At 42.8% G+C, this 25473-nt stretch carries 31 protein-coding genes; 16 read left to right on the top strand and 15 right to left on the bottom strand.

What is annotated here, in order from left to right:
* Positions 1–4: 4 nt before the first annotated feature.
* The 4 genes from MHB45_RS22280 (at position 5) to MHB45_RS22265 (ending at position 3010) form a co-directional block, all read left to right on the top strand.
* The gene (locus MHB45_RS22280) at positions 5–1102 is read left to right on the top strand and encodes an FAD-dependent monooxygenase (RefSeq protein WP_202186173.1); all 1098 of its coding nucleotides are present in this window, start codon (positions 5–7) and stop codon (positions 1100–1102) included.
* Positions 1103–1117: 15 nt separating this feature from the next.
* On the top strand, positions 1118–1681 hold the full coding sequence (locus tag MHB45_RS22275; protein WP_034310235.1) for a 5' nucleotidase, NT5C type: 564 nt from the start codon (positions 1118–1120) through the stop codon (positions 1679–1681).
* 115 nt (positions 1682–1796) lie between these two features.
* Positions 1797–2195, top strand: a complete 399-nt coding sequence (locus tag MHB45_RS22270) for a hotdog fold thioesterase (RefSeq protein ID WP_048687651.1) — start codon at positions 1797–1799, stop codon at positions 2193–2195.
* A 95-nt stretch (positions 2196–2290) separates the two neighbouring features.
* Positions 2291–3010, top strand: coding sequence for an MOSC domain-containing protein (locus tag MHB45_RS22265; RefSeq protein ID WP_338566694.1), 720 nt, complete (start codon positions 2291–2293; stop codon positions 3008–3010).
* 53 nt (positions 3011–3063) lie between these two features.
* On the opposite strand, the gene mnhG is transcribed toward MHB45_RS22265, so the two are convergent.
* From mnhG to MHB45_RS22230, 7 genes are read right to left on the bottom strand one after another with little or no spacing between them, the layout of a single operon-like run.
* Entirely contained in the window at positions 3064–3402 is a 339-nt protein-coding gene (mnhG, locus tag MHB45_RS22260) for a monovalent cation/H(+) antiporter subunit G (RefSeq protein WP_048687653.1), read from the bottom strand.
* The gene (locus MHB45_RS22255; protein WP_370023645.1) at positions 3386–3658 is read right to left on the bottom strand and encodes a Na(+)/H(+) antiporter subunit F1; all 273 of its coding nucleotides are present in this window, start codon (positions 3656–3658) and stop codon (positions 3386–3388) included. The genes mnhG and MHB45_RS22255 overlap by 17 nt, the downstream gene beginning before the upstream one ends.
* 11 nt (positions 3659–3669) lie before the next feature.
* A complete protein-coding gene (locus MHB45_RS22250; RefSeq protein WP_063595851.1) occupies positions 3670–4146 on the bottom strand; it encodes a Na+/H+ antiporter subunit E in 477 nt (158 codons plus the stop codon).
* Between the two features lie 6 nt (positions 4147–4152).
* Positions 4153–5634 carry a Na+/H+ antiporter subunit D gene (locus MHB45_RS22245; RefSeq protein WP_072272292.1) on the bottom strand — a complete coding sequence of 494 codons (1482 nt, stop codon included), beginning with the start codon at positions 5632–5634 and terminating at the stop codon, positions 4153–4155.
* Positions 5627–5968, bottom strand: a complete 342-nt coding sequence (locus tag MHB45_RS22240) for a Na(+)/H(+) antiporter subunit C (RefSeq protein ID WP_048687657.1) — start codon at positions 5966–5968, stop codon at positions 5627–5629. Before MHB45_RS22240 ends, MHB45_RS22245 begins: the two co-directional genes overlap by 8 nt.
* The gene (locus MHB45_RS22235; protein ID WP_034310256.1) at positions 5968–6390 is read right to left on the bottom strand and encodes a Na(+)/H(+) antiporter subunit B; all 423 of its coding nucleotides are present in this window, start codon (positions 6388–6390) and stop codon (positions 5968–5970) included. Before MHB45_RS22235 ends, MHB45_RS22240 begins: the two co-directional genes overlap by 1 nt.
* Positions 6387–8792 carry a Na+/H+ antiporter subunit A gene (locus MHB45_RS22230; RefSeq protein ID WP_202186174.1) on the bottom strand — a complete coding sequence of 802 codons (2406 nt, stop codon included), beginning with the start codon at positions 8790–8792 and terminating at the stop codon, positions 6387–6389. The genes MHB45_RS22235 and MHB45_RS22230 overlap by 4 nt, the downstream gene beginning before the upstream one ends.
* A gap of 318 nt (positions 8793–9110) precedes the next feature.
* Here MHB45_RS22230 and MHB45_RS22225 point away from each other — a divergent pair, with 318 nt between their 5' ends.
* On the top strand, positions 9111–9683 hold the full coding sequence (locus MHB45_RS22225) for a DUF5366 family protein (RefSeq protein WP_253350035.1): 573 nt from the start codon (positions 9111–9113) through the stop codon (positions 9681–9683).
* Positions 9684–10196: 513 nt separating this feature from the next.
* Here the strand turns inward: MHB45_RS22225 and MHB45_RS22220 are convergent.
* Complete coding sequence (locus MHB45_RS22220; RefSeq protein ID WP_072272295.1) at positions 10197–12056, bottom strand: transglycosylase domain-containing protein; 1860 nt, start codon at positions 12054–12056, stop codon at positions 10197–10199.
* A gap of 258 nt (positions 12057–12314) precedes the next feature.
* Here MHB45_RS22220 and kapD point away from each other — a divergent pair, with 258 nt between their 5' ends.
* Positions 12315–12938, top strand: coding sequence for a 3'-5' exonuclease KapD (gene kapD, locus MHB45_RS22215; RefSeq protein WP_034310264.1), 624 nt, complete (start codon positions 12315–12317; stop codon positions 12936–12938).
* Positions 12939–12975: 37 nt separating this feature from the next.
* Here kapD and MHB45_RS22210 read toward each other — a convergent pair whose 3' ends face one another.
* A complete protein-coding gene (locus MHB45_RS22210; protein WP_340908106.1) occupies positions 12976–13362 on the bottom strand; it encodes a kinase-associated lipoprotein B in 387 nt (128 codons plus the stop codon).
* Positions 13363–13540: 178 nt separating this feature from the next.
* On the opposite strand from MHB45_RS22210, the gene MHB45_RS22205 reads away from it, so the two are divergent.
* From MHB45_RS22205 to MHB45_RS22190, 4 genes are all read left to right on the top strand, one after another.
* A complete protein-coding gene (locus tag MHB45_RS22205) occupies positions 13541–14131 on the top strand; it encodes a peptidylprolyl isomerase (protein ID WP_034310270.1) in 591 nt (196 codons plus the stop codon).
* Between the two features lie 133 nt (positions 14132–14264).
* Positions 14265–14489 (top strand): hypothetical protein, encoded by a 225-nt coding sequence (locus tag MHB45_RS22200; protein WP_034310272.1) that lies wholly within the window; start codon positions 14265–14267, stop codon positions 14487–14489.
* Positions 14490–14657: 168 nt separating this feature from the next.
* The gene (locus tag MHB45_RS22195) at positions 14658–15134 is read left to right on the top strand and encodes a GNAT family N-acetyltransferase (RefSeq protein WP_048687661.1); all 477 of its coding nucleotides are present in this window, start codon (positions 14658–14660) and stop codon (positions 15132–15134) included.
* A gap of 40 nt (positions 15135–15174) precedes the next feature.
* Positions 15175–15789, top strand: coding sequence for a PH domain-containing protein (locus MHB45_RS22190; RefSeq protein ID WP_072272296.1), 615 nt, complete (start codon positions 15175–15177; stop codon positions 15787–15789).
* 40 nt (positions 15790–15829) lie between these two features.
* Here MHB45_RS22190 and MHB45_RS22185 read toward each other — a convergent pair whose 3' ends face one another.
* A complete protein-coding gene (locus MHB45_RS22185) occupies positions 15830–16687 on the bottom strand; it encodes a manganese catalase family protein (protein WP_048687663.1) in 858 nt (285 codons plus the stop codon).
* Between the two features lie 143 nt (positions 16688–16830).
* Here MHB45_RS22185 and MHB45_RS22180 point away from each other — a divergent pair, with 143 nt between their 5' ends.
* Entirely contained in the window at positions 16831–17586 is a 756-nt protein-coding gene (locus tag MHB45_RS22180) for a TraR/DksA C4-type zinc finger protein (protein WP_048687664.1), read from the top strand.
* 39 nt (positions 17587–17625) lie between these two features.
* On the opposite strand, the gene MHB45_RS22175 is transcribed toward MHB45_RS22180, so the two are convergent.
* The gene (locus tag MHB45_RS22175) at positions 17626–18810 is read right to left on the bottom strand and encodes a MalY/PatB family protein (RefSeq protein WP_311765546.1); all 1185 of its coding nucleotides are present in this window, start codon (positions 18808–18810) and stop codon (positions 17626–17628) included.
* Positions 18811–18904: 94 nt separating this feature from the next.
* Between MHB45_RS22175 and MHB45_RS22170 the strand changes: the two genes are divergently transcribed.
* Positions 18905–19165 (top strand): DUF1871 family protein, encoded by a 261-nt coding sequence (locus MHB45_RS22170; protein ID WP_048882924.1) that lies wholly within the window; start codon positions 18905–18907, stop codon positions 19163–19165.
* Between the two features lie 103 nt (positions 19166–19268).
* Positions 19269–19496, top strand: coding sequence for a hypothetical protein (locus MHB45_RS22165; protein ID WP_340908105.1), 228 nt, complete (start codon positions 19269–19271; stop codon positions 19494–19496).
* Here the strand turns inward: MHB45_RS22165 and MHB45_RS22160 are convergent.
* Entirely contained in the window at positions 19458–20300 is an 843-nt protein-coding gene (locus tag MHB45_RS22160; protein WP_048678023.1) for an alpha/beta fold hydrolase, read from the bottom strand. The two genes, MHB45_RS22165 and MHB45_RS22160, sit on opposite strands and share 39 nt — an antisense overlap.
* Positions 20301–20603: 303 nt before the next feature.
* On the opposite strand from MHB45_RS22160, the gene MHB45_RS22155 reads away from it, so the two are divergent.
* A complete protein-coding gene (locus MHB45_RS22155) occupies positions 20604–21104 on the top strand; it encodes an Lrp/AsnC family transcriptional regulator (RefSeq protein ID WP_034310292.1) in 501 nt (166 codons plus the stop codon).
* Positions 21101–22270, top strand: a complete 1170-nt coding sequence (locus MHB45_RS22150) for an aminotransferase (RefSeq protein ID WP_340908104.1) — start codon at positions 21101–21103, stop codon at positions 22268–22270. The genes MHB45_RS22155 and MHB45_RS22150 overlap by 4 nt, the downstream gene beginning before the upstream one ends.
* A 158-nt stretch (positions 22271–22428) precedes the next feature.
* Here MHB45_RS22150 and MHB45_RS22145 read toward each other — a convergent pair whose 3' ends face one another.
* Both MHB45_RS22145 and MHB45_RS22140 read right to left on the bottom strand, forming a co-directional pair.
* Positions 22429–22782: a helix-turn-helix domain-containing protein gene (locus MHB45_RS22145; protein ID WP_048678021.1), complete on the bottom strand. Its 354-nt coding sequence runs from the start codon at positions 22780–22782 to the stop codon at positions 22429–22431.
* Between the two features lie 139 nt (positions 22783–22921).
* Positions 22922–24265 (bottom strand): sodium-dependent transporter, encoded by a 1344-nt coding sequence (locus MHB45_RS22140; protein ID WP_072272298.1) that lies wholly within the window; start codon positions 24263–24265, stop codon positions 22922–22924.
* Between the two features lie 340 nt (positions 24266–24605).
* On the opposite strand from MHB45_RS22140, the gene yugI reads away from it, so the two are divergent.
* Entirely contained in the window at positions 24606–25010 is a 405-nt protein-coding gene (gene yugI, locus MHB45_RS22135) for a S1 domain-containing post-transcriptional regulator GSP13 (RefSeq protein WP_034310304.1), read from the top strand.
* 137 nt (positions 25011–25147) lie between these two features.
* Here the strand turns inward: yugI and MHB45_RS22130 are convergent, their stop codons facing one another.
* A complete protein-coding gene (locus tag MHB45_RS22130) occupies positions 25148–25381 on the bottom strand; it encodes a DUF378 domain-containing protein (protein WP_034310308.1) in 234 nt (77 codons plus the stop codon).
* Positions 25382–25473: the final 92 nt, after the last annotated feature.

Genomic DNA, 25473 nt, shown 5'->3' with positions numbered 1-25473 from the left:
AGGCATGAAGGTTAAATCAGATGTATGCATAGTCGGTTCAGGTCCTGGAGGTGCCCTGCTGGCTTACCTATTGGCCAAGCAGGACATTTCAGTCGTATTGCTTGAAAGGCATCCTGAATTTTCAAGGGAGTTCAGGGGCGAGTTCTTGAACGATGAAGGAGAGGGCATTCTTAAAAAGCACGGTTTATTCAATAGTGTGGAAAAACTTGGCTTGCTTAGGATGGAACAAATTGAATATTGGCATGACGGCCAAATATTCAAAACCATTTTCCCAGAATGGCCTGTCGATCATGTTGGGATACATGTCCCTCAAAACCATCTGCTTACAGCCATATTGAATGAGGCCGAAAAGCTGGATTCCTTTCAATTGATGATGAATACAAGGGTTACCGGCTTGATGCAGAATGAAATGGGCCGTTTTACGGGTGTCAAGGCCCGTAATGGCGGGAATGATCTTGAAGTGCAAAGTCCATTGATAATCGGAGCGGACGGCAGGTTTTCCATCGTTCGAAAAAAAGCGGGAATACCAGTCGAGATTAAAGATCATGGCTATGATTTACTGTGGGCAAAAATTCCTGCTCCGGAGGGGTGGAGGCCTTCGATCAAGATGGCATTGGTCAATGGCTCCCAGGTTGCCATCTTCACCCAGGCCGGAGGTTTCATCCAAATTGGCTGGAATATAGAGCATGGTTCATTTCCCCATTTGCGAAAACAGCATTTTGAACCGTTCATTGAAGATTTGCTTCTTGCCTTTCCTGAATTAAAAAAGGTTGTGTGTGAAAATATCCGCTCTTGGCAGGACTTCATTTTATTGGATGTTTACAGCAGCTATTGTGAAACGTGGACAAAGGATGGCGTTGCTTTATTAGGTGATGCAGCCCATACGATGACGCCTACAGGTGCGTTCGGACTCAATTGTGCCATGAAGGATGCTGATATATTGGCCGAGCTTATTTCTGGATGCATCCTGCAGGGGGATACTGGCTTCCTTGGACTTAAAATGGCTGAGCCAAAAAGAAAAGCCGAGATTGAAAGATTACAGGCCGTTCAGGTGGACAAGGAGATGTCCTTCGCATCAAAGTTTGCCGCCGCTTATGTTTGAATAGGAGTGAAGGATATGAAATTCGGTTTTGATATTGACGATACCCTTATTAACTTGAGGGAGTTCGCGTTCCATCTTTATAATGAAAAGCTTAATACGAACATAGAGTTAACGAAATTCAGGGCTTTAAAGACGTTGGAGATCCATGAAGCTTTCGGACTTGATAAAGAGGCTGGGGGCAAGATGTGGAACAGCCTGGCCGATGAAGTGTATTATTCATCCTGTCCAGCCTTCGAGGGCGCAGTGGAAACGCTGCAGGAGCTTGAACGCGATGGCCATGAAATCTATTACATCACCGCCAGAAAAGCGGAACATGGTGAACGGACGAAAAAATGGCTGATCGAAAACGGCTTTCCGGTTAAGGATGACCATTTTTACTGCGGGATGAAGGATCATGAAAAAATTGATACGATCCGCAAATTGGAATTGGATTATTATTTTGATGATAAACCGGCGGTGCTGGAAACGTTATTGGATATTCCAACGAAAGTGTATGCAATGGATAACTCCTATAACAGGGAATTGGATATTCCTAGACTGACAAGCTGGTTTGAATTAAAAGAAATCCTCTCCAAATAATACATTTACATGATTGACGGATGACTTGATAGACTTGGGTCATCCTTTTTTTGTATACTAATATGAATAACGGTTCATTTTTTGCAAAAAAAACAAGAGAGTCGGGGGTAATGGGATGGAGAGAAATATTGAAAAGTCATTGATAGGCACGCTGGGGATTGAAATGAAAGAAGTCGGCGAGGGGAAAGTCATTGCGACGATGCCTGTGGATGAACGTACTAGGCAGCCGTATGGTTTATTGCATGGTGGAGCGTCCGTTGCGCTTGCGGAATCCGTTGCAAGCTTTGGAGGGATGATGCTGGTAGATAGTACAAAACAAGCTGTCGTCGGCCTTGAAATCAATGCCAATCATGTTAGAGGCGTCCGTTCAGGTGTTGTTACCGCAGAGGGGAACATCATCCATCGCGGGAAGACGACGATGGTGTGGGACGTGAAGATCCGTGATGAAGAGGATCATCTTATCTGCATTTCACGCTGTACATTGGCCGTTATCGACTTACCGAAGTCAAAGTGAATCAAAAGAACAACGTAAATTGGCGCAATGATTCTACATTATCCGGTTTACGTATAATATCGCAGTAGACTATTGTATGAAAAGAGGTTTTTTTTATGCTGGTGGGTCATATACAAGAAATCACCCGTCATCCTGTAAAATCATTCACTGGTGAACAGGTACAGAAAACGAAGGTGATGGATTATGGACTATATGGAGATCGCAGCCATGCCTTTAAAGGCAAAAATGGGAAGTTCCTGACGATAACCCAGGTCCCGGAAATGGTCCGTTATCAAGCTGCTTTTTCTGGCGAGGAAGCACTTGACCAATATCCGGAAATCCAAGTGAAGACACCTTCAGGAAACGTTTTGACATGGGGAGAGGGAGCCTTTCAGGAGGAAATGGAACGGTTGTTGAAACAGGAGGCAGAACCAGTTGTTTATCATCCTGCACATATTCCGTTAGGTGCGATTGAAGAAGAAAACATCCTGCTTGTCAGTGATGCCTCGATTGGCGAATTGACTAAGCTTTGGGGAAAAGAACTGGATGGCAGGAGATTCAGGCAAAATTTGATTATATCCTTAGTGAATAAAACCCCCTGTTTAGAAGAGCAATGGTTCGGAAAAAGGATTCTAATCGGAAATGAAGTGGAATTGGAGATCAAAAGGCATTGTGAGCGCTGTATGATCATAACTGTCGATCCAAGCGATTCACATAGAGATCCATCACTGCTGAAAACTGTCGTCAAGGAAAGGGAAAATCATTTTGGCGTATATGCCTCGGTCATGCAAACAGGTGAAATCAGAGTGGGCGACCAAGTATTTTTAAAAGATTGAAACAGAAAAGAGCTGCTCCTGTAATCAGGGCAGCTCTTTTGCGATGGCAGGGATCACCGGGTTTTCTTTAAATCATCCTGGACACTCCGATCCCACATTTTTACGCCAGTATGATAAGCCGAGCGCATGATTAAATGTCCGGCAACAGGACTGGTCATGAAGATGAAGATGATCGCGAGCACGACCCGGAAATCGAAATGGCTATGTTTATAATAAAAATATAACAAGGTGCCGATCAGGATGAACATGATTCCAAGTGTCGAGCTTTTTGAGGCAGCGTGATTTCTTGTATAGACGTCGGGCAGCCGGATGATGCCGAAAGCCGAGACTAAAAAGAGAAAGACTCCCATTAATAGGAATAGGGCCGATAGGATTTCAACGATTGCGGTCATCTTCGATTATCTCCCCTTTCTCAAGGAATTTGGCGAAAGCGACCGTACCGATGAAAGATAGGATTCCGAGCAGAAGAATGGCTTCCAGATATGCACTTGTATCCATGACAATGGAGGCAAGTGCAACGATTGCGATAAGATTTATTCCCATTGCATCGAGTGCGATGACCCGATCCGGCACGGAAGGCCCTTTGATTAAACGGTATAAGAATCCAATCATGGAAAGCGAAACACCGAGCAACGCAATTTTAAGCATTAGATCGAACATTATTTGCCCACCTCCATAATCGCTTTTTCAAATGTATTTTTAATGCTGTCAACAGCCTCTTCCTTGTCGGCAATATCCATCGCGTGGATATAAAGAATCCGATTATCTTCCGATACCTCAACGACTAATGTTCCTGGTGTAAGTGTAATTAAATTCGATAGTATCGTAATTTCCCAATCCTTGGTCAGCACGGTTTCAAATGCGAATATGCCAGGCCTCATATCCAGGCTCGGTTTAAGCACGGCCTTAAGGACGCTAATGTTGGAAAGTATGAGTTCCCTTGCGAATATGAGCAGCAATAGAACGACGGCATTCACCCTTTTCAAGTAAAAACGATCATTGAAAAAATGACGGAAGACGAACATGATGCCGAGCCCCAATATATATCCGATGATAAAAGTGCTCCCGTTAAACTCATTTTTTAAAAACATCCAGATAAACGCAAGGAACACATTCAGTAAAATTTGGAATGACATCAGGCACTACTCCTTTAAAACCGCTTTGTTATAGATTTCGGGATTCATTAATGAATCTACAGCTTGTGTAATGTATGGGTAAACCGATTCTGTCCCTATTCCGAATAAAACGGAAATGATGACGAGGAGGACTGCCGGAACCAACATTTTATTAACCTTTCCATTAGTTAAGGCATAATCAGCTTTTGGAGTTCCCCAAAAGCCATGCATGAATATTTTCATGACGGAATACAGGACCATCAAGCTTGATATTAAGACAACGGCCATTCCCAAGTATGCCCCTTTTTCTGCAGCTCCCTGAAGAATAAGGAGCTTGCCGGCAAAACCGCTGAACGGCGGGATTCCAGCCAAAGATATGGCCGCTATGAAGAAGGTCCATGCAACGGCAGGGTATTGCTTGATCAAACCGCCCATGTCCCGTAAATCATCCGATCCGCTGATTTTGATCATGATGCCAACCAGCAGGAAGAGTGCAGCCTTGATCAGCATGTCATGAATGATATATAGAATGGAACCCGATAAGGCCTGTTCATTCATGACGGAGATGCCGAATAGAATAACCCCGACGGCGATGATGATATTGTAAATGATGATTTTTTTTACATCCCAATAAGCTATAGCACCAATGACACCGATGATGATGGTCAAGATTGCAAGTATCGCAAGGAATGTATGGGTGAAATCCTGGTCATGATAAAACAGCAGTGTATAGGTCCGGAAAATGGAATAGATCCCGACCTTTGTCAGCAATGCCCCGAATAGAGCCATCACTGGAATGGGCGGAGCGTAATAAGACCCAGGCAGCCATTGGAAAAGCGGGAAAATGGCTCCCTTCAAACCGAAGACGATCAGAAAGCCAATCGCTATCACCGAGATGATTCCGGGCTGGTTGACTTCCGTTATCCTTTGGCTGATGTCCGCCATGTTCAATGTTCCTACGACTGAATAAAGATACGCCACCATGATGACGAAAAAGGAAGAGGATAGTACATTGACGATGATATACTTTAATGATTCCCTCAGCTGGATTTTCGTACCTCCCAGTACAAGCAGCACGTAGGAAGCCATCAGCATGACTTCGAAGAATACGAATAGATTGAAAAGATCCCCCGTTAGGAAGGCACCGTTTACCCCGATCAGTAAAAATTGGAATACAGGATAGTAATAATGTCTTTCCCGTTCTTCCCCTATGGAGTAAAACGAATAAAGCAGTATGGCCAATCCAATGATATTCGTGGTCAGTACGAGCAGCGAAGAAAGCATATCTGCGACGATCACGATCCCGAATGGCGCATCCCAGCTACCGACGCCTAAAGTCAAGATCCCTTGAGTACGGACCGTAAACACTAGATAAAGGGAAATTACAATTCCGATAAAAGAGGAAAAAAGCGATATCCCTCTTTGCAGCTTGATTTTTTTTGCAAAGAAAATGAGCAGGATGCCTGTGAAAAGCGGCCATAAAACAGGCATGAAAGTAAGATTATTCATTCGTTTCCGTACCTCTCATTTCTTCCATGTCATCCGTACCGAGTTCCTGGTAGGTCCGATAAGCAAGTACCAGCAGAAATGATGTGACTCCAAAACTGATGACGATCGCCGTCAAGATAAGCGCTTGCGGAAGCGGATCGACATAGGATGCAGCTTCATCACTCAGCAATGGGACGGAACCGCCTTTCAAACCGCCCATCGTCAAAATCAAAAGGTGGGCGCCGTGACTGAGCAGCCCAGTACCGATTATGATTCTTAAAATGCTTTTGGAAAGCATTAAATAGGTCGCACACATAAATAGTATTCCAATGACAAATGCCATTAAAAGTTCCATTATTCACTCTCCCCTATCGTTTGAATAATGGTCATCGTTACACCAACAACCACAAGATAAACACCCAGATCAAAAAGTACCGCGGTATGAAGCGAGATGTGCCCAAGAAGCGGTAAATCAACATATTGATAAACATGTGTCATGAGGGGCACCCCGAACACCAGCCCACCGGCCACGGTCAGGCTTGATATGAACAGGCCTGAACCGATCATTAACTTATAGTCAATCGGCAAAATGCCGGTGACGGTTTTAATGTCGAAAGCGAGCAACAGCAGGACTATGGCGGCTGAAGTCATTAAACCGCCGACAAACCCGCCGCCTGGCGAATAATGCCCGCCTAAAAAGATGGCCACTGCAAACAGCAAGATAACAAAGGCGGCGACTTTCGTAACCGTTTGGAGAATCAGGTCATTTTGCTTCATGATTTATCTTTCCCCCCTGTCAAACGCAATTTGATCATCGCGAATATTCCGAGCGCAGCGATGGAAAGGACAGTGATTTCAAACATCGTATCAAGTCCGCGGAAGTCAACGAGAATGACATTTACGACGTTTTTCCCGCCTGCTTCCTTATAAGCATTTTCAAGATAGTAACTGGATATGGAATCAAATAGTTTATTGCTATGTGCCGATAAGGCAATCAATGTGACGATGACTCCTACACCAATGGATATCATGGCATTATTCAACTTGAACGTCATCCGTTCTTCCTTTCTGCTTGCCATTAACGGAAGGTGGAAGAAACAGAGCAAAAACAGCGATACCGAAATCGTTTCGATGACTAGTTGAGTCAAGGCTAAATCCGGTGCCCGCAGCAAAACGAAAAATAGGGAAATCGTATAACCGACTGCTCCTAAGATGATAATGGAAGTTAAACGGGATCTTGCAAACAGAATGGCGACCGAGCCAATCACGATGATTCCGGCTAATACCAATTCATATATGCCGATCGGGGCAAAATCCCCTGCATCCAATTTAAATGCATCCTTCCAATAGAGCGTAAAGCCCAAGGAAAGAATGAAGAAAAGGAAGATTGAAAGCAGATATGTCCGAATCGAACCTGTCATTAATACTTTCATGACGAAGGAAGCTGAACGTTCGAGCCCTCTTACCCCGTTATCATACAAAGTATTCAGGGAGATGCGTTCAGGAATCCACTGAGTGACTTTCTGCCACTTCGGAAGCGTTTTATATAATAGAAATCCAAAAGCTATGATGCCGATGGTCATCCATACTTCAGGTTTGAATCCATGCCAGAAGGCGATATGGACTTGGAAATCCGGTCCAGCCAAGCTTGGCTGGATGCCGGCTACCGCAGGTTTAATGATGGATGAAGACAGCAAGTTTGGAAAAATACCGAAAACGATGACCAACGAAGCAAGGATGATCGGGGATATCAGCATCCCGACCGGTGCCTCGTGGGGCTTTTTTTCCAAAAGTTGTAACTGAAGTTTGCCTGTAAAGGGTTTGAGCACGACAATCATGCTGTAAATAAAAGTGAATACACTGGCTACCCATGCAACCACAGGAAACAGGACCCCCCATGTCTCCATATTGAAGATATTCAATTCCAATACATTCACCATGCTGGCCAGGAACATTTCCTTGCTCAAAAAACCATTGAAGGGCGGAAGTCCAGCCATTGAAAAAGCACCTATCACAGCGACGGTGAAAGTGATCGGCATCAACTGCATCAATCCGCCAAGCTTTCTGATATCACGCGTACCGGTTTCATGATCAATGATGCCTGCAACCATGAATAGGCTCCCTTTAAAGGTCGCATGATTAATCAAGTGGAATACTGCTGCAACCGTGGCTGCCAAGTATATATTTTCCCCCAACGTTTCATAGTGGAGTGCCGCAGCACCAAGTCCTAAAAGCGACATGATCAATCCGAGCTGACTGATGGTGGAAAAAGCGAGAATCCCCTTCAAATCAGTCTGCTTGATTGCAGAGAATGAGCCCCAGAACAGGGTGATCAATCCGGCGATCGAAACGAGCCAGAACCATAATCCTGATTCTGCAAAAACAGGGCTTAATCGGGCAACCAAATAAATGCCAGCCTTGACCATTGTGGCGGAATGAAGGTAAGCACTGACCGGAGTAGGGGCTTCCATCGCGTCAGGAAGCCAGATATGGAACGGGAACTGTGCGGATTTAGTGAACGCGCCAAGCAGCACAAGCAAAAGTGCAGGAACGAAGAGCGAGTGGTCCATAAGTTCCCCGCTTTGGGCAATCAATTCACGTATGCTGAATGTGTTCCCCATAATGGAAAGGAGAATGATGCCTCCAAGCATGCTTAAGCCTCCAAGCACAGTGATCAGCAGCGATTTCTGCGCCCCATAACGTGAACGCTCCCTCTCATTCCAATATCCTATCAATAGAAAAGATGATAAACTCGTGAATTCCCAAAACGAATAAAGGACTATTAGATTATCGGAAAGGACGACACCAAGCATCGCCCCCATGAAAAGCAAAAGGAAGACGTAAAATTGGTTCAGCTTTTCTTTCTCCTTCGATAAATAGAAAATTGAATAAAGAACGACGAGTGAACCAATACCTGTAATGAGCAAGGCAAATAAAAGCCCTAGTCCATCGACATAGAAATCAACATCTATTCCGAGAGAAGGAATCCATGTTGCGCTTTCCATGACGATATCCCCTTGTTTGGTCAAGGAAATGAACCTTGAAAAATAGGTGAAAAGGAGAATCGGTAAAATCAATACAAACCATCCTGTGTGGATTTGTCGAAATAGTTTGTACAATATCGGTACAATAAGTGCTAATAGAAACGGTGATAATACCGCCCAATGAAGTAAAGACATAAACTCCCCCCTTTTTTTAAAAACGAAGTCAGTCGTCTTATTATGCTTTTTTCACGCAATCCTAGACGTTAGGAAATCTTCGTTGAATATGTATTTTTTTATCGAATGCTTGCCTCGCTTAAAAGTATAACGCAATTTATGTGGGTTTGCATGGCTTTAAAAACGGTGAAGGCCAACTTGAATGATGTTTTATATATAGGTAGAAAAGGAGGGGGAACCGTCCTGAAAAATTTATTAAAAAAGTTTTTCAACGGTGAATGAGTAGAGTATCCATTGTGAAATCGTGGATTATCTTGCATAATATAGGATAAAAGACACATGGATGGAGAAATCATGAAAAACACGTATTTATTTAGCTATTTACCAATCATTTCAATCCTATTATTCAGCCTCTCCTTTGCCATTTATGGGGAAATGCAAATGCTCAAGTTATTTGGGAATTTGGGAATCTACCAAGGGATGCTGGAATTCTTTTCTGAAGCCGGCATCAAGCTGGCGCTGCTGATCGTATTGCTCCTTTTATTCTTCATGGTTTTTGCTGCATTGAAGCTGATCTCCGATACGATATTGGAGCTGTCTTTATTATTCTTTTCCAAGGATTCGGAGGGTAAAGCCCTGAACAGTGTAAGAAAGGGGTCTGTCATTTATGTGATTGGCGGTGCCTGTTCATTGTTCAGCGTTCAATTCATCTTCGGGCTTGGGTCGATCTATATCGCGACGAATGTCGTGGCTTTAATTTATTTTGTCAATAAGTTGAGCCCGAGCCTGAATTTGTCGAGGTTAGTGGGATTGGTCTTCTTTCCAATCTTCGTTTGGACGGCACTGATTTCAATAGTCGCTTATGCGGGATTGAAGCTCTATAACAGCGTCATTGCAAGTCTTCCCATATAGCGAAAAAGAAGGTGCCATTGCGGCACCTTACAGAATGTAGACAATAATGAGTTGCCTACAGTTTTTTTGAGGAAATGTAAGAAGGTTGATTTCCACTCCAGGCACTGCTTTCCGCGGGCGGTCCGCCCTCGGCGCCAGCGCCTGCGGGGTCTCCCTTTGACGCGCTTTTCCCGCAGGAGTCTCGAACACCCGCTCCAATCAACTTTGTTTTAACATTTAGATGGAACTTCTTTTGTCGACAACAGGAAGGTGCCATCAGACTGTAGACAAACTCGATAATATCAAAGCAAGCGGCTAGCATTGTCTTGGCTAGCTGGTTATTCGCCAGGAGTGTCGCGAATTTTTTCAATCTATTGAGGTTTCATCCCCTGTAAAACAAATCATGGAGTAGACCATGTCTTGTTTTAAAATCATGGTAATAATTCCATGATCAAATCGTGTCAGGGATTGAGACCATTCCGAACCTCATTTTATTGACAAACTAAGAAGGTGCCATTGCGGCACCTTCTTTTTTCACTCGGCAGTCTGGCTGATATCTTTCCAAATCAATAGATGGGGTGAATGTGAATAAATGGATTGTAGATTGGATGGCTTGTCCCTTCCAATCCAAACCCCTGTTGTATAGTTTGCTGTCAGACCGACAAACCACATGTCTTTGACATCATTGGTCGTACCGGTTTTACCGCCGACATAATCTGTAGGAAAGTAGGCTTTGCGTGCTGTTCCGGATAGGGTTGTTTCATGGAGCAGCTGCCGCATCTTGGCTACGGTGCGTTTGTTCCATATCTCCTTGGAGCGGTCTTTCCATTTATAAAGGACTTTACCTTCTTGGTCGGTGACTTTTGTAATGACACGCGCTGGCTGATAGTTTCCGTCATGGAAGGAAGTATAGGCATTTGTGAGTTCAAGGGGACTCATGCCATATTCGAATCCGCCTATTGCCGAACTCGTATGGTGGTCTTTTTTGCTCACCTTTTTAAAGTCGAAAGCATCCAGGTACTTGAAACTCGTTTCCATCCCCGTCTTTTCAAAGAGTCTTATGGCGGGTGTGTTATAGGACTGAGCGAAGGCAGTTCTAAGTTTGACCATCCCATAGCTGTTGCCGCTATAATTCTTTGGACAATAGCTATTGCTGCAATAGCTTGCTCCGCTTACGAGCTGATTGATGTCAGCATCCGTTTCTTCTAAATAGGGAGCATAATCGAGAAGCGGCTTAATCGCTGACCCTGGCTGCCTATAGCTTTGGTATGCACGGTTGAAAGAATTTTTTTTATAATCTTTTCCCCCAATCAAAGAGACAAGCTCGTGCGTATGATGCTGTATAACCACTAAAGCTCCCTCGATATCATTGACACCGATTTTTGATTGTACAGCAGTCTTTGATTGTGTTTGCAGTTTAGTATCGAGTGCGGTATGGATGGTTACACCGGAATTCAAAAGCTTTTTGACCTTTTTATCCAACTCGGCTTCCGCGTTCTTAAGTATAGCGACATCTGTGCTTTGCAGAGATTTGTCGAGACCCTCGGAGGATGCCACCAGGTTTTTCAATTCCTGATGAACATATGTCACGTAATCGGGATGTAAGTCGACCGGGGTGGACAAGTCTAATTTAATCGTACTTTTGATAAGCTTTTCGTACTCGGCCTGTTCTAAAGCACCATTGGCAACCATTTGTTCCAGCATTCTCTCCTGACGCTTTTTCGTCGCATCGAAATGTTCAAGGGGATTATAGTATTCCGGATTATTAGGGATTGCGGCAAGGAAGGCAAGTTCCGCCTTGGTTAACTCTTCAGTCGGTTTACTGAAATAATATTGGGAAGCAGCTTCGATTCCATAAGCTCCATTACTGAAATAGATGGCATTCAAATACAGCTCCATGATTTCCGGTTTTGATTTTTTTCGCTCTATCTGATAGGCATAAATGAGTTCGCTGAGTTTTCGGTTATATGTCCTATCATGTGATAGATAAACATTCCTGGCCAGTTGCTGGGTAATGGTACTGCCGCCTTGTTCGATTGTTTTATTTTGTGAATTGATAAGAAGCGCCCTGCTTATGCCGGATAGGTCGATTCCTGCATGATCATAAAATTTCTGGTCCTCTGTAACGATGAACAGATTTTCCAGGAAAAGGGGGATGTCTTCAAGTTTTAAGTAAGTCCGTTTCTCACCAGTGGAAATTTCACTGATGACCTTTCCATTTGCGGCCTTCATGTAACTATTCTGAGCCAGTTCTATCGATTCAACAGGAATCCGCTCGTCGAGTACATGATAGGGAGATTGCGCTAAGGACCACTCCTGATGGGAAAGGAAAATGAAAAGGATCAATACGGGAACTAAGAGGGAAATCGTGATATAGCCAAGATACGTGCGCATAGTTCAACTTCCTAACTAATATATTTTTAGTATGTCCTTGGAATGAAGGAATGAAAAAATGGTACTTTTGGCTCATTCATCCATCATAATCCAAAAGAGGTAGACAATAAAGAGTTTTGGGTAAATTAGGTATGACGGCGAGCGCGGTATCCGAATGGCAAAGAAATAACTTTCTAAATCTTCTGTTATAATAATCTCGTGAGAAAAAACCATGTTTGTTTATATGTTGATGTCAGGAATATGAAGGGGGTCATAAAAATGGAGGAACAACAGCAATATGTATTCATAGATTTTGAATTTACGATGCCGGAAGGAAAAGCCAATCCAACGGGGTTTTATCCGGAAATCATTGAGGTTGGTTTAGTCACCGTCATTAATGAGACCATTGAGGAACAATTCTCATCTTTTGTTAACCCATTGAAATTTCCAGTTTTAACGGGAAGATGCAAGAAGTTCTTGAACATTACCCAGGATCAGGTGGACCGGGGGATTTCATTTGAAGAGCTGGTTGCGTTATTGAAGAAAATAGATGAACAGCACCCGACGACGATTGTTACTTGGGGAAATATGGACATGAAGGTGCTTCGCCAGAATTGTCAGAAGGCAGGATTGGATTTCCCTTTTTCAGGTAAGGAAAATGATCTATGCCTGGAGTATAAACGCTTTTTCGGGGATCAAAATCAAACCGGACTTTGGAAAGCTGTACAGGCCTATGGCAAAGAAGGGACAGGCAAGCATCATAGGGCGCTCGATGATGCGATTACGACATATAATATCTTTAAGTTAGTGGAGAAAGATAAAAGTTATATGAAAAATCATGAACCGACGACAATTGGCGACCGCATTGATTTATCAAAGGTATTGAATCATTTAGCGTTATAAAAGCCAAATCATATACTACTGATTTGGCTTTTAAGCTTTATTTGAAATAATCCGCCGCTAGATCTTCAAGCAACTGTAAGCTTTTATCATTCCACTCTGTTTGGGCTTCGCTTAAAGTGCCTTTCATTTTATCAACAGCTTCTCTTAAGGATTCCTTATACTCCGGAATCTCCTCATCGAAAGTCTTTACCATATTTTTTGGTACATTGGTTTGTTCCCGGAATGCAAGAGCACGCCGCTGATGGAACATGGACACTTCCGTTTGCTTCGGGTTATGAAGATCTCCTTGCATGGGGTGCTTCAAAACAGCCAACACTTTAACAAGATATGCAGCAGGTCTGATATCGGTGACTTCCCCGATGTATTTTCCAGTTTTATATATGGCGGTAACCTTATCGCCGATTTTAAAATCCTGTTCTGACATTTCCCTACCACCTTTCTTTTAACTTCCTTCATGATACATAAGAACAACGATTTTTTACAGCGAATTTGTTCAATTTCGTAAAGATGCTTTTTTTATGAAAATCGTGTAAAGTGTACAAATGAAGATGGAAAATGGTGTTTCATGCCATTTTATTTTAAAAAGAAAGAGGTTATGTACAATGACAAACTTTCCGCAATTAACAAGTGAAGTTTTGGAAAATGAAAAAGCGGTCATCATGCAAACGACGATGGGCGATATTAAAATTAAACTATTCCCTGAACTGGCTCCAAAGACAGTGGAGAATTTCTTGACACATGCTGAAAACGGTTATTACGAAGGAATCATCTTCCACCGTGTCATCAAGGATTTCATGCTTCAAGGCGGAGATCCTACAGGGACTGGAATGGGTGGAGAAAGTATTTGGGGAGCTCCATTTGAGGACGAGTTCTCCATGCAATTATTCAATTTGCGCGGAGCTCTTTCCATGGCTAATGCAGGCCCGGGAACAAACGGCAGCCAATTCTTCGTCGTACAAGCCCAGCACGTGGACAGCAGGATGGGTGAGCAAATGAAGCAAGCCGGTTATCCGGAAGAAATCATCAGTGCTTATATGGAACAAGGAGGCACACCATGGCTGGATCATAAACACTCTGTTTTTGGACAAGTGGTCGAAGGCATGGACGTTGTTGATACGATTGCTAACGTAGAGACAGTTGCGGGAGACAAGCCAGCAGTGGACGTTGTCATTAAAGGGATCACCATTTTATAAATAAAAGATAAGCGAGGGGCTCAGTGCCTCTCGTTTTTTATGTTTTAGTGGATTAGGCCCACTAGTGGATTGTTCTGGTAATTGATATAATGAGAGAATGCAGTTTAATTCCCTATCAGGAAGGATGTAACGGATGGACTTTCTCAATCATGCTTTACTAGGTTTGTTTCTTTACTTTCCGGAAGACAAGACTGAATATATCTCGGCTGGTATAACTTGCTTCATTTTTTTAGTGGCGGCCGTTTTTACGATGAGGGCGATTATAAGATATTCAAAGAAGGAAGAATTGAAAACGAAGCAATTCGAAGATGAGGTCACCAGAAGGAACCAGCGTATAAAGGATGATACCATTTCCTGATCCCGGAAGGATGCCTGCATCGCGAGCCCCGTTTTTTGATATTGATTATCTGAATATGAATGGTATTATGTTTTGTTAGAAGGTCGTAAAGAATTAAATGTTCCCTTCTTAGCATAAGCATTTTATACTATAAGCATAGAGATAGAAACTTTGGGGGCGTAATTGGTTATGCAAATCGTAGCTAAAAGAATGATTGCGGCAGATACGGTCAAGGACTTTTTCATTCAGCACTGGGAGACGACTCAAGTCGTTTTTTCAAGAGGCTTGTTTCATTATGCGGAACTTGAGGGTTTTGGGGTGATGGACGAGAATGGAAAAATCACGGGATTGGGAACATACAAATTATCCGACCATGTATGTCAGATCATCTCTTTGAACAGTGAGCATGAGAATCAAGGTGTGGGCTCATCATTGCTTTATGTGATGGAAAATATCGCTAAGGAAAAAAAGTGCCATACTATTAAAGCGATTACAACGAACGATAATCTACAGGCGTTGAAGTTTTTTCAAAAGCGTGGTTATGTCATTTCGGAAATCGTTAAAAATGCCGTGGAAGAATCACGGAAAATCAAGCCGGAAATACCATTTTACAGTTTTGATGGAATTCCGATCCGAGACGAGATCATACTGGAGAAATGCTTATAATAAGGTGAAATTCACCTGGATATTGATAGGGGGAATGGTTATGTTTAAGAAAATGGCGGCTGATGCCCTTGGTCTTAGTGATATTGGAAGTGTGATTAGTCCTGCAGATTATGACAAGGTGGATGCAGATGATTATATCATGCATGAAGATGGGGAAAAAATTTATTTCCTGATTAAATCGAAAACCGATGAGTACTGTTTCACGAATCAAGCGTTCATACATTTGGACGGCACAAGTGCGATTAGCAAAAAGCGAACACTTACAAGATATAGCTACAGCCAGTATACGATTTCCAATGCCACGCTTGAAACCGCAGGGACAGTGGATTTGGATGCAGAAATTAAATTTTCGATCGGTGCAAAGACTTTCTCCATTGATGTCCATAAGAAATTCATTGAAGAATTAAAAGACTTGTTCAAATCACTCGTGAAAATATCGGAAATTTGCCATGAGAATGAATTTGCCCTTCAATATGCCCAGCAAAGCGTAAACCTTGCTTCTTCCACTTTGAACCAGGTTCGAACTGATGGAAGCCAAATGGCTGCAAGTTTCAAGGAAATTAATTCGGCCGCTTTCGAATGGTTGATGGAGAGCCGGAAAAAGTACCATGTGAAAGATTTTGGCTTTGTTTTTGAGAAATATATCAATAATTAAAAAAGAAGGCGAACACAGAATGCTGTGTCCGCCTTCTTTTTTAATTATTCAAATCACTCAATCCCGGGCTATGCTCATTTGGCATATCCGGCATTTCAGGGACCGGGAATCCTTTTGGCGGCTCGGTAACAGCAAGGTTTCCGCCATTTCGGCTCGGTGTCTCCCCTTGGAAAATCTGGCTGATCCGTGTTTGATCCATCCTGAAATTGAATTGGGCATTATGGTAGCCTAAATCCACATATTTGCGGCATTCAGGATATTTATTCAAATCATAATTAGGGACAGGGAAGATTTTCCCCCAGTCGACCCCAAGCGTTTCCAATGCCTTGGCAAATGCATTTTGGTGGGCATTGTCGCGAACCATTAAAAATGCCAGTGTTTCACGCATTGTTTTATTGGAACTCATTTCATAAATCCTGGACTTTTGCAGGACTCCCGTAGATTCAAGCATGACATTATTCAAAAGGTTGGCCACAAGATTACCGTGATCATAAACCCATGATCCGTTCCATGGATTGCCGCCAGCATCAACGGGCAGGGATGCTTTCGCACCGATGATGAAATGGTGAGGGTTTGCGCCGCCTTTGATGACTTCATCCAATGGAGCGTCATCGATACCGGAATCTCCAGGCATATCCCCGCCAGCATCATTCAGCAGCTGATTGATGGTAGATTGGACAAGTTCAACGTGGCTCAATTCCTCCAAGAAAACTCCACGAATTAAATCACGATATTGTTTTGCCTTGCCACGGAAGTTGGCGCTTTGGAAAGAATATTGCATCATCGTCCGCATTTCACCGAATTGCCCTCCAAGCGTTTCCTGGAGCACTTTTGCAGCATTTGGATCAGGCTTATCGGGAACGATCATATTGATTAAGTCTTCTTTATAGAAATACAAATGGAAGCCCTCCTTAAAATTAATATTTCTAAGTTAGCTTCTGTTATCTGAATTAATTTATTCCTAAGGTAAAAAGTACCTTTATGGAATGACGGGAAGAGAGAAATACTAGAGGGAAGAACGATTTTGAAAGGATGTTGCACATGCTATCCAATCAGCAGCTAAAAGAATTTCAACAGCAATTGCAGCAAACGAAGCAAGAGTTGGAAGAACGATTAAGTGATTCAGGCAACCACGATTTAAGAAGAAGCATGGAGGATTCGACTGGTGAGTTATCGAGTTACGATAATCATCCCGGAGATGAAGGAACCGAGCTATATGAACGGGAAAAGGATTTGGCCCTTACCGAGCATGATCGGGATGAAATAAGGGATATTGAACGAGCACTTTCTGCCATCGAGGCAGGTGAGTATGGCAAATGCGAGGTTTGTTCAAAGGAAATACCTCTTGAACGTTTGAAAGCAATCCCTACAACGACTTATTGTGTCGAGCATACTCCCTCACAGGAAACTTCGGACAATCGGCCGGTGGAAGAGGAAGTGCTCGGACCCCCATTCGGGAGGTTTGATTATGATGACCGGCATGAATCGGTTGCCTACGATGCGGAAGATTCTTGGCAGGATGTTGCCAGTTATGGAACATCTGAATCGCCTTCCGATTTCGTAAATCCGCCAAACGATTACGAAGATATGTATGTCGAGTCCGAAGAAAATGTCGGCTATGTCGAAAATTATGAAAATTTCGTTGGTGTGGATATGTACGGGAAAGAGGTAACGGTTTATCCAAACTCCCAATATGAAGAATTGAAGGAAGAACTTTTTGAAGAAAATATTCAAACCCCGTTTGGGGATTTGCCCCGATATGAGCATGATCCTTATGTGGATGAAGAAAAAGATTAAAATGAAGAACCAGGATTCTAAGCCTGGTTCTTTTTTCATTTAAGAAAAAGCCAATTTCAACCGGTTTAGCCCATCCATCATGACGCTGCGTGAACAACCGAGATTCATTCGGACGAAACCTTCTCCGCCAGGTCCGTATTTAGAACCAGGCTCCAATGCGAGCTTCCCTTGATGGATCAGTCGATCCTTTATTTCCTTGTCGTTCAATCCAAGGTCACGGCAGTCAATCCATAAAAGGTAAGAGGCTTCCGGATGCATGACATGCAGTGAAGGGATTTCGGCTGCAATGAATTCCTCTGCCACTTTTATATTCTCCTCAATGTAGCCTATCATGTCTTCAAGCCATTCCAAGCCCTCCCGATACGCGGCTTCCATTGCTGTTAAGGCAAAGATGTTAAGACCATGGAAGGCCAGTTTCGTTTGCGCCATTTGCAGTTGCTTCTGCAATCTTTCATTACTGGTGATCAGGAATGAGGCCTGAAGGCCGGCAATATTGAATGTTTTGCTTGGCGCCATCAATGTAACGGTCCTATCCGCTAATTTTTCTGAAAGGGAGCCAATCGGATAATGCTTGGATGTTGTATGGAATAAGTCAGCGTGTATCTCATCACTGACGATGACTACATCATATTTTTCACATAGCTCCCCGATCCGTAGGAGTTCATCCTTTGTCCAAACGCGTCCGCCAGGGTTATGCGGACTGCAAAAAAGGAATAGTTTCACTCCGCTTTTCAGCTTGTCCTCAAAATCGTTGAAATCAATCTCGAAGCGGTCCTTTTCTATGATAAGGGGACTATTGACCACTTCCCGGTCATTATTTTTGATCATATCAAAAAATGGGGTATAGACGGGAGATTGTAACAGTATTTTATCGCCCGGGTTCGTGAATGCCTGGATCGTTGTACCGATTGCGGAAACGACGCCGGAGCTGAATGAAATCCACTTCTTATCGATTTGCCAGGAGTGACGGTCTTTAAGCCAGCTTTGAATTTCAGTGAAGACCGTTTCAGAAGGGACGGTATAGCCGAAAATCGGATGATTCAAGCGTTCCATCAATGCCTTTTGAATGCCCTTAGGAGATGGGAAGTCCATATCGGCAACCCACATTGGCAGAACATCCTCGCGCCCATATAAGGATGTGAGGGAGTTTTTATCCCATTTTGCAGACCCTGAATTTTCCCTGCTGATTTGTTCTTCAAAAATTGATTTGTTCAAAATATCCACCACCGAATAAAAATTTGTCGTCTTCGCGAAAAGCCTGTTGTTATGATACTATGATATCATGTTCTTTGAAAATATTGAGCAGGTGATAAATTAGATGGATACACAGCAAATGAATTTAGCGTTGGTTGCCGTTTTACAAGAATGGGACCCTTTCAAGATAGGTTGGGATCTATATGAGCCGGAAATTGCAGATACGGTCGTAGCAATCCGGGATATAGATGACCCGAAGGAACTGGCGGAAAAAATAAAATCCATTTACGAGTTCGCATTCGATGAATCCATTCAGATGGAAAAGTGCCTGGACGTTGCACGAAAGCTGCTCATCATAAAAAATGATGCCAGCTGTTCGATATAAAGTTGAAAAAGGTGTACCCGGAAATCAGGGGCACCTTTTTTACGTAGTTTTTTGCTCTTACCCATAGTTTGTTCAGTTAACTGATGGTTTGTGCAGTATACTCGTGAAATTCAGTGATTTACTCGTGAGATTCGTCGATTTACTGGTGAAATTCAGTGATTTACTCGTGAGTTTCGGTGATTTACTCGTGAATTTCAGTGATTTACTCGTGAGTTTCGGTGATTTACTCGTGAGTTTCGGTTATTTACTCGTGAATTGTGTGCTTTTACTCGCGAATTACAGCATCGTGAGTTTACGTTGGGGTGGCTACTCCAATAAACCCCTTAATTAGTTGATACACTTCTTCAGGTTTCTCCTCTGGAAGAAGGTGCCCGGAATCCTCAATGACAACAAGCTCGGAATTAGGCAGGTCTTCATGGAGCCTTTCGCCGATATTCAATGGCACCACTCGATCATGTCTTCCCCAAATAAGCAGGCATGGTGTATGAATATCACTAAGGTCCTCCTTCAGCAAATCGATTTCCTTATCTCGAAGCATTCTTCCCAATGCCCGGAAAATATCATGCTTCTTTATGAATGGCCCTAGATATCCCTGCCGCATTTCATCGTCAATCATCGCCGGGTCATGGACGACATTTTTCAAGTTCTTTTCGATACCTGATTTTTGAAGATACCGTTTTATCCCGTATGAAAAGAAAGGCAGGTAACTGACCATCTTCATTTTTTCCGAATAGCCGGGCTGATAGCCTGAGCCGGCAAGCAGAATGGCATGGTCGACAAGATCAGGATATGACTTGATGAGCTGCAGGGAAATCTGTCCGCCCATGGAATGGCCGATGATACTGAATTTCCTGATGCCTTTTCCCTCCAGGAACATAACGACGGATTTAGCGATGTTTCGGAATGAATATGTATATCGATAATCTTTTCCGCTTTGCCCGAATGGCGGGAGGTCTATGGAGATCACATTGTATTCCTTGATTAAATGGGGGACTAATTTACGGAAACTGAAGCTCGATGACAAAAATCCGTGAAGCAGGACAAGGGTGGGGAGAGAATCATCGATTCGGTCATATTCAAAATAGATTTCGATATTCCCTACCCGTTCGAGACCTTTGATTGTATGACTTTCCATATAAGCTCCTCCTCCGTTATTGTTCCATGATAAAAACCCATGTTACCCTGAATATTCCAAAAAAGGTCCTATAATACTGTTGCATAACAGTAATTGTAATAATAACAATGAAAAAACACAATTACTATAACAGGTCACCAGCCAATTTTGATATAATAGTGTAAGTTTATCCTGACAGCATAGGACTTATTAAATTATATTGTCATATAGGATTTTTAAAAAGTCTAATAAGGTAATTCGTGAGACTATCTGCCAGCCAAACCATCACAGCAAATTAGTGAATTCCAAAAGGGGGGTTTTCCAATGCACTTGAATGAAGAGGAATTGGAAGTCTTGAGAATCATTGAAAATAACAGCCGGATTGATCTGAAGGATTTGGCTAAAATGACCGATCAATCAGATTCGGACATTGAAATAACATTGAAGAAACTGGAAGATATGCGGGTCATTGTACGTTACTTAACAGTCATTAACTGGGCTAAAGTGGATGAATACCATGGTGTCACAGCGATGATCGATGTAAAGGTCACTCCAAAACGCGGCGTCGGTTTCGATGATGTTGCAAAAAGGATTTACAAATTCAAGGAAGTCGAGTCCGTTTATTTAATGTCTGGGGCTTATGATCTTTCAGTCATTGTCGAAGGGCGTTCGATGAACGAAGTGGCAAGCTTTGTTTCGGAAAAACTTTCGACACTGGATTCTGTCATTTCTACGACGACTCACTTCATAATGAAAAAATACAAGCATGATGGCACCATTTTTGATCAAACTGAAGAAGATAAGCGGATAGTGGTGTCACCATGATTAAAACGAGTTATGTTTCAAAAACGATTGCAGAGCTTAAGCCATCAGGCATCCGCCGCTTTTTCGACTTGGCTGCCAATTTGGAAGGGGTCGTCTCGCTTGGTGTAGGTGAACCGGATTTCGTTACATCTTGGGCGGTAAGGGAAGCGGCGATCAACTCCCTGGAGGAAGGATATACCTCATATACGGCCAATGCCGGATTATTTGAATTAAGGTCGGAAATCAGCCGGTATATGGAGAAGCAGTTCCATGTTTCGTATAGACCGGATGATCAAATCATTGTCACGGTCGGAGCAAGCCAGGCCCTCGATATTGCCCTGAGGACCATCTTGAATCCAGGTGAAGAAGTCATTGTCGTCGAACCTTGTTTCGTCGCCTATGCACCGCTTGTGACCATGGCAGGGGGAATACCGGTCACGGTCCAAACATCCAAGGAAGAAGACTTTAAGCTGACTCCCCAACAACTCGAAGCGGCGATCACGCCTAAAACCAAGGCCGTTTTAATCTGTTCACCGAATAACCCGACGGGAACCCAGCTTGGGCAGGAAGAATTAGTGATGCTTGCTGACATCGTTAAAAAGCATGACTTGCTGGTCATTTCCGATGAAGTCTATGCCGAACTTGCTTATGATGAGGAATTCACTTCTTTTGCTGCCGTTGACGGCATGCTTGAGCGGACAATTGTCATCAATGGGTTTTCGAAAGGGTTTGCGATGACTGGATGGCGTCTTGGGTTCGTTTGTGCACCTAAGGAAATTTCCGAAGCGATGCTTAAGCTTCACCAATATGCGATGATGTGCGCGCCGACCGTTGCCCAGCATGCTGCATTGGAGGCTTTAAAGAACGGGATGCAGGATGTGGAAGAAATGCGTCGGAGTTATCGGAGAAGACGAAATTATATCGTGAAATCATTTAACGAAATGGGTCTGGATTGCCATAATCCCGGCGGGGCTTTTTATGCTTTTCCATCAATCGAAAGAACGGGGATGACTTCGATGGAATTTGCTGAAAAACTTTTGACGGAAGAACTTGTTGCGGTTGTACCGGGAGATGTGTTCGGGGAAAGCGGTGAAGGTCATATCCGCTGTTCTTATGCATCCTCCATGGAACAGCTTCAGGAGGCGCTCAGAAGGATGGAACGTTTCATGAAGAACCATTGCCAATAAAAGCAAAAAAATAGGGATCCGGCCATTAGCTGCCGGATCCCTTTCCATAGGGGGAATTAGAAAAAAGAGTTAATCTAATGGATTAACATAGAAAGTGTTAATCATAGTATATCCAGTACCCAGAAAAAAAATACACATACTATGACCCATTTTTTGAATTAAGCTTGTGTATTATATAAAGTATGCATAACTTTCAGAATTTGTTCTTCGCTAAAGTCCTTGGCTGTTCTTAAAAGGAGCTCCGCTTTTTTGGTTCCGATTTCTTCAATCAATTTTTTTATGTCCTCGTCGATACCAGCGGCGTTACCGGTCTGGGCATCCTTCAGGAATTCTGAAGCCGGAATGTCAAGAACGGTGGAAAGCCGTAAAATGGTTTGTGTATCAGGAACCGATTCACCCGATTCATACTTTTCGATTTTCTTCGTGCCGATTCGTAATTTTAAAGCCAGTTCCTGCTGAGTTAGGTTGTGATCTTCTCGGTATTGACGGATATTCTTCGCGATATTTGACATGGTCAGACACTCCTTTTTCAGGAAATATATTTTTATTATGTAATTATTTTACCATATTATTACTTAAGTGAAGGAACGGAATATGTAGGTTTTGTGAAAAAAATGCCGCATCGGGATTAACGAAACGGCACGTTGATTGTTAAATGAGATTAGTTGACTTAAGGAATACGAGTATGATCATGATCGGCACGATGTAGCGAATCAGGAAGTGCCAAAGTTTAAAAAGTGATCGGCCGGGATCAGCCCCAGTTTCGAACTCCTTTTGTACCTCGATCCTTTTCATTTGATATCCGATGAAAAGGGATATGAACAAGGCGCCGACTGGCAGCGCGATATTGCTTGTCAGATAATCAGCGAAATCGAATATGGATAAATTGAAAATCTTCACATCCGAAAGCACCCCAAAGGATAATGCGCTTGGAATTCCAATCAGGAAAACGGTGATACCAGCAATCCAAGAAGCCTTCTTCCGTTTTGCGGAATCCCCCTTGATCATGGCTGCAACGACGATTTCGAGAATGGAGAATGCCGTCGTAAGGGTGGCAAATAATAATAATATGAAGAAAATGAACATGAAGATCCCGCCAAGCGCCATTTCATTGAAGACGGCAGGCAACACGACAAATACCAATCCAGGACCGCTTGAAGGGCTGAAACCCAGTGCGAAAACAGCCGGGAAAATGACCAAACCTGCCAGCAAGGAAATGAAGATATTCAGTCCAACTACCGAAAAGGCCGATTTTGTAATATCTTCTTTTTTACTTAAATAGGATGCGTAGGTTACCATTACGGAAACACCGACACTTAGTGCAAAGAAGGATTGGCCGAGTGCCAATAGGATCGTTTCCCCTGTTAATGCGGAAAAGTCCGGTTTCAAGAAGAATTTAACACCTTCCATCGCTCCATCCAGAGTCAAGGATCGGATAAGAAGGATGATGAAAAGAATGAACAATGAAGGCATCATATATTTATTAGCCTTTTCAATTCCCTTGGAAACGCCGCCTTGCACGACCCAAATGGTAAAGACCATGAATAATAACTGAGCGATGACCGTTTCATAAGGATTACTGATTATCGTATTGAAGAAGTTCCCATATTCCTCTTGCGTCAAGTTTGAGAGGGAACCTGTAAAGCTCCTTGCTAAATAGGAGATGATCCAGCCTCCAACAACACTGAAGAAGGAAAGAAGAATGATTGAAGCTACGACACCGCCATATCCAATCAATGCCCAAGGCTTTCCAGGGGCGATATGTTTATATGCGCTAATGGCATCTTTCTGTGCATTGCGGCCAATCGTGAATTCCGCTATTAATATCGGTGCCCCGATAAGCAGGGTGAATATAATGAAGAGCAGGAAGAAGACCCCACCGCCATTTTCCCCAGTCATATACGGGAGCTTCCAGATGGCGCCCAATCCAATAGCGGATCCCGCGGCTGCCAGGATGAACCCAAGTTTTGAAGTCCATTGATCTTGTTTTGACATGATGGAAAAACTCCTTTAGATGTAAAGAATATCTAGCTGTATATTTTTTTAAAACATTTTCTCATCTTACTATGATTAGGGGCAATTGGATAGGTTTAATATTACAATCTTTAGAAAAATGAATAAATATCTTAAGGGAAATAGAGGTTATTTGCAAATTTTTAGGTTAAGTTATATACAAAGATCTTATAATATTTATTATTTCCAAAAAACAAACATTTTTAATGAGTAAAATCCCAAAAAGTATGGTATACTTAACTTTGATTATTTTCCAATTATGTGATATAATTTTTTATTGCGTGAAAAGACGAAAAAATATATATAAAATAGGAGTGTTACCATGTCTGAAAAATTCGAAATTGGTGCGGTAGTTGCTGGTAAAGTTACTGGTATTCAACCATACGGTGCATTTGTTGCTCTAGATGAATCAACTCAAGGTTTAGTTCATATTTCTGAAATCACTCACGGCTTCGTTAAAGATATCAACGAACATTTAAAAGTGGGCGATGAAGTGAAAGTTAAAGTTCTTTCCATCGATTCAGCTGCTGGAAAAATCGGCTTATCGATCCGCGCTACAGAAGAAGCTCCTGAGCGTACTGAAGCTCCGAAAAAAGCTCCGAAAAAACGCCAAGCATCTGTTAAAGCGACATCTCACATCGAATCTACTGAAGGTTTCAACACATTGAAAGACAAACTTCAAGAGTGGATTGAACAATCTCAACGCGAAGACTTAATCAAAAAATAATTTTTTAGAACCGGCAGATCCTCGATCAGCCGGTTTTTTTTGTCCAGGGGGCATATGAATGAAATAAAGCCGGGTCATGTGTTTATCCATGGTCCGGCTTTATTTTATAGAACATAACATTGTCCATGATCAAGATCTCAACGAGTCGGTTTGGTTTCAGGCTCCCTGGAAATTTCAGGACTTGGTTTAAAGAGAAGACCAAGATTAATGAGACCGGCAATTCCAACCAATCCATAAACGATACGGGCCATTCCAGCATCTTGCCCTCCGAAAATCGAAGCGACCAAGTCAAATTGGAAAAACCCTATTAATCCCCAATTGATTGCCCCGATTATTGTAAGAACAAGTGCAATTCTTTGTATTCCACTCATTGTACAGCCTCCTTTTTTTGAAAAAATCAGTTCTTTACTTATCATGCATTTTCAGCATGTAAATATACATCCACTCAAAAGTTCCGGGCGGA

The sequence above is a fragment of the Peribacillus sp. FSL K6-5616 genome, assembly GCF_038008245.1.
Classification (GTDB): domain Bacteria; phylum Bacillota; class Bacilli; order Bacillales; family DSM-1321; genus Peribacillus; species Peribacillus frigoritolerans.
The sequence above is the reverse complement of the archived record's forward strand: the minus strand, read 5'-3'. Positions and strand labels throughout refer to the sequence as shown.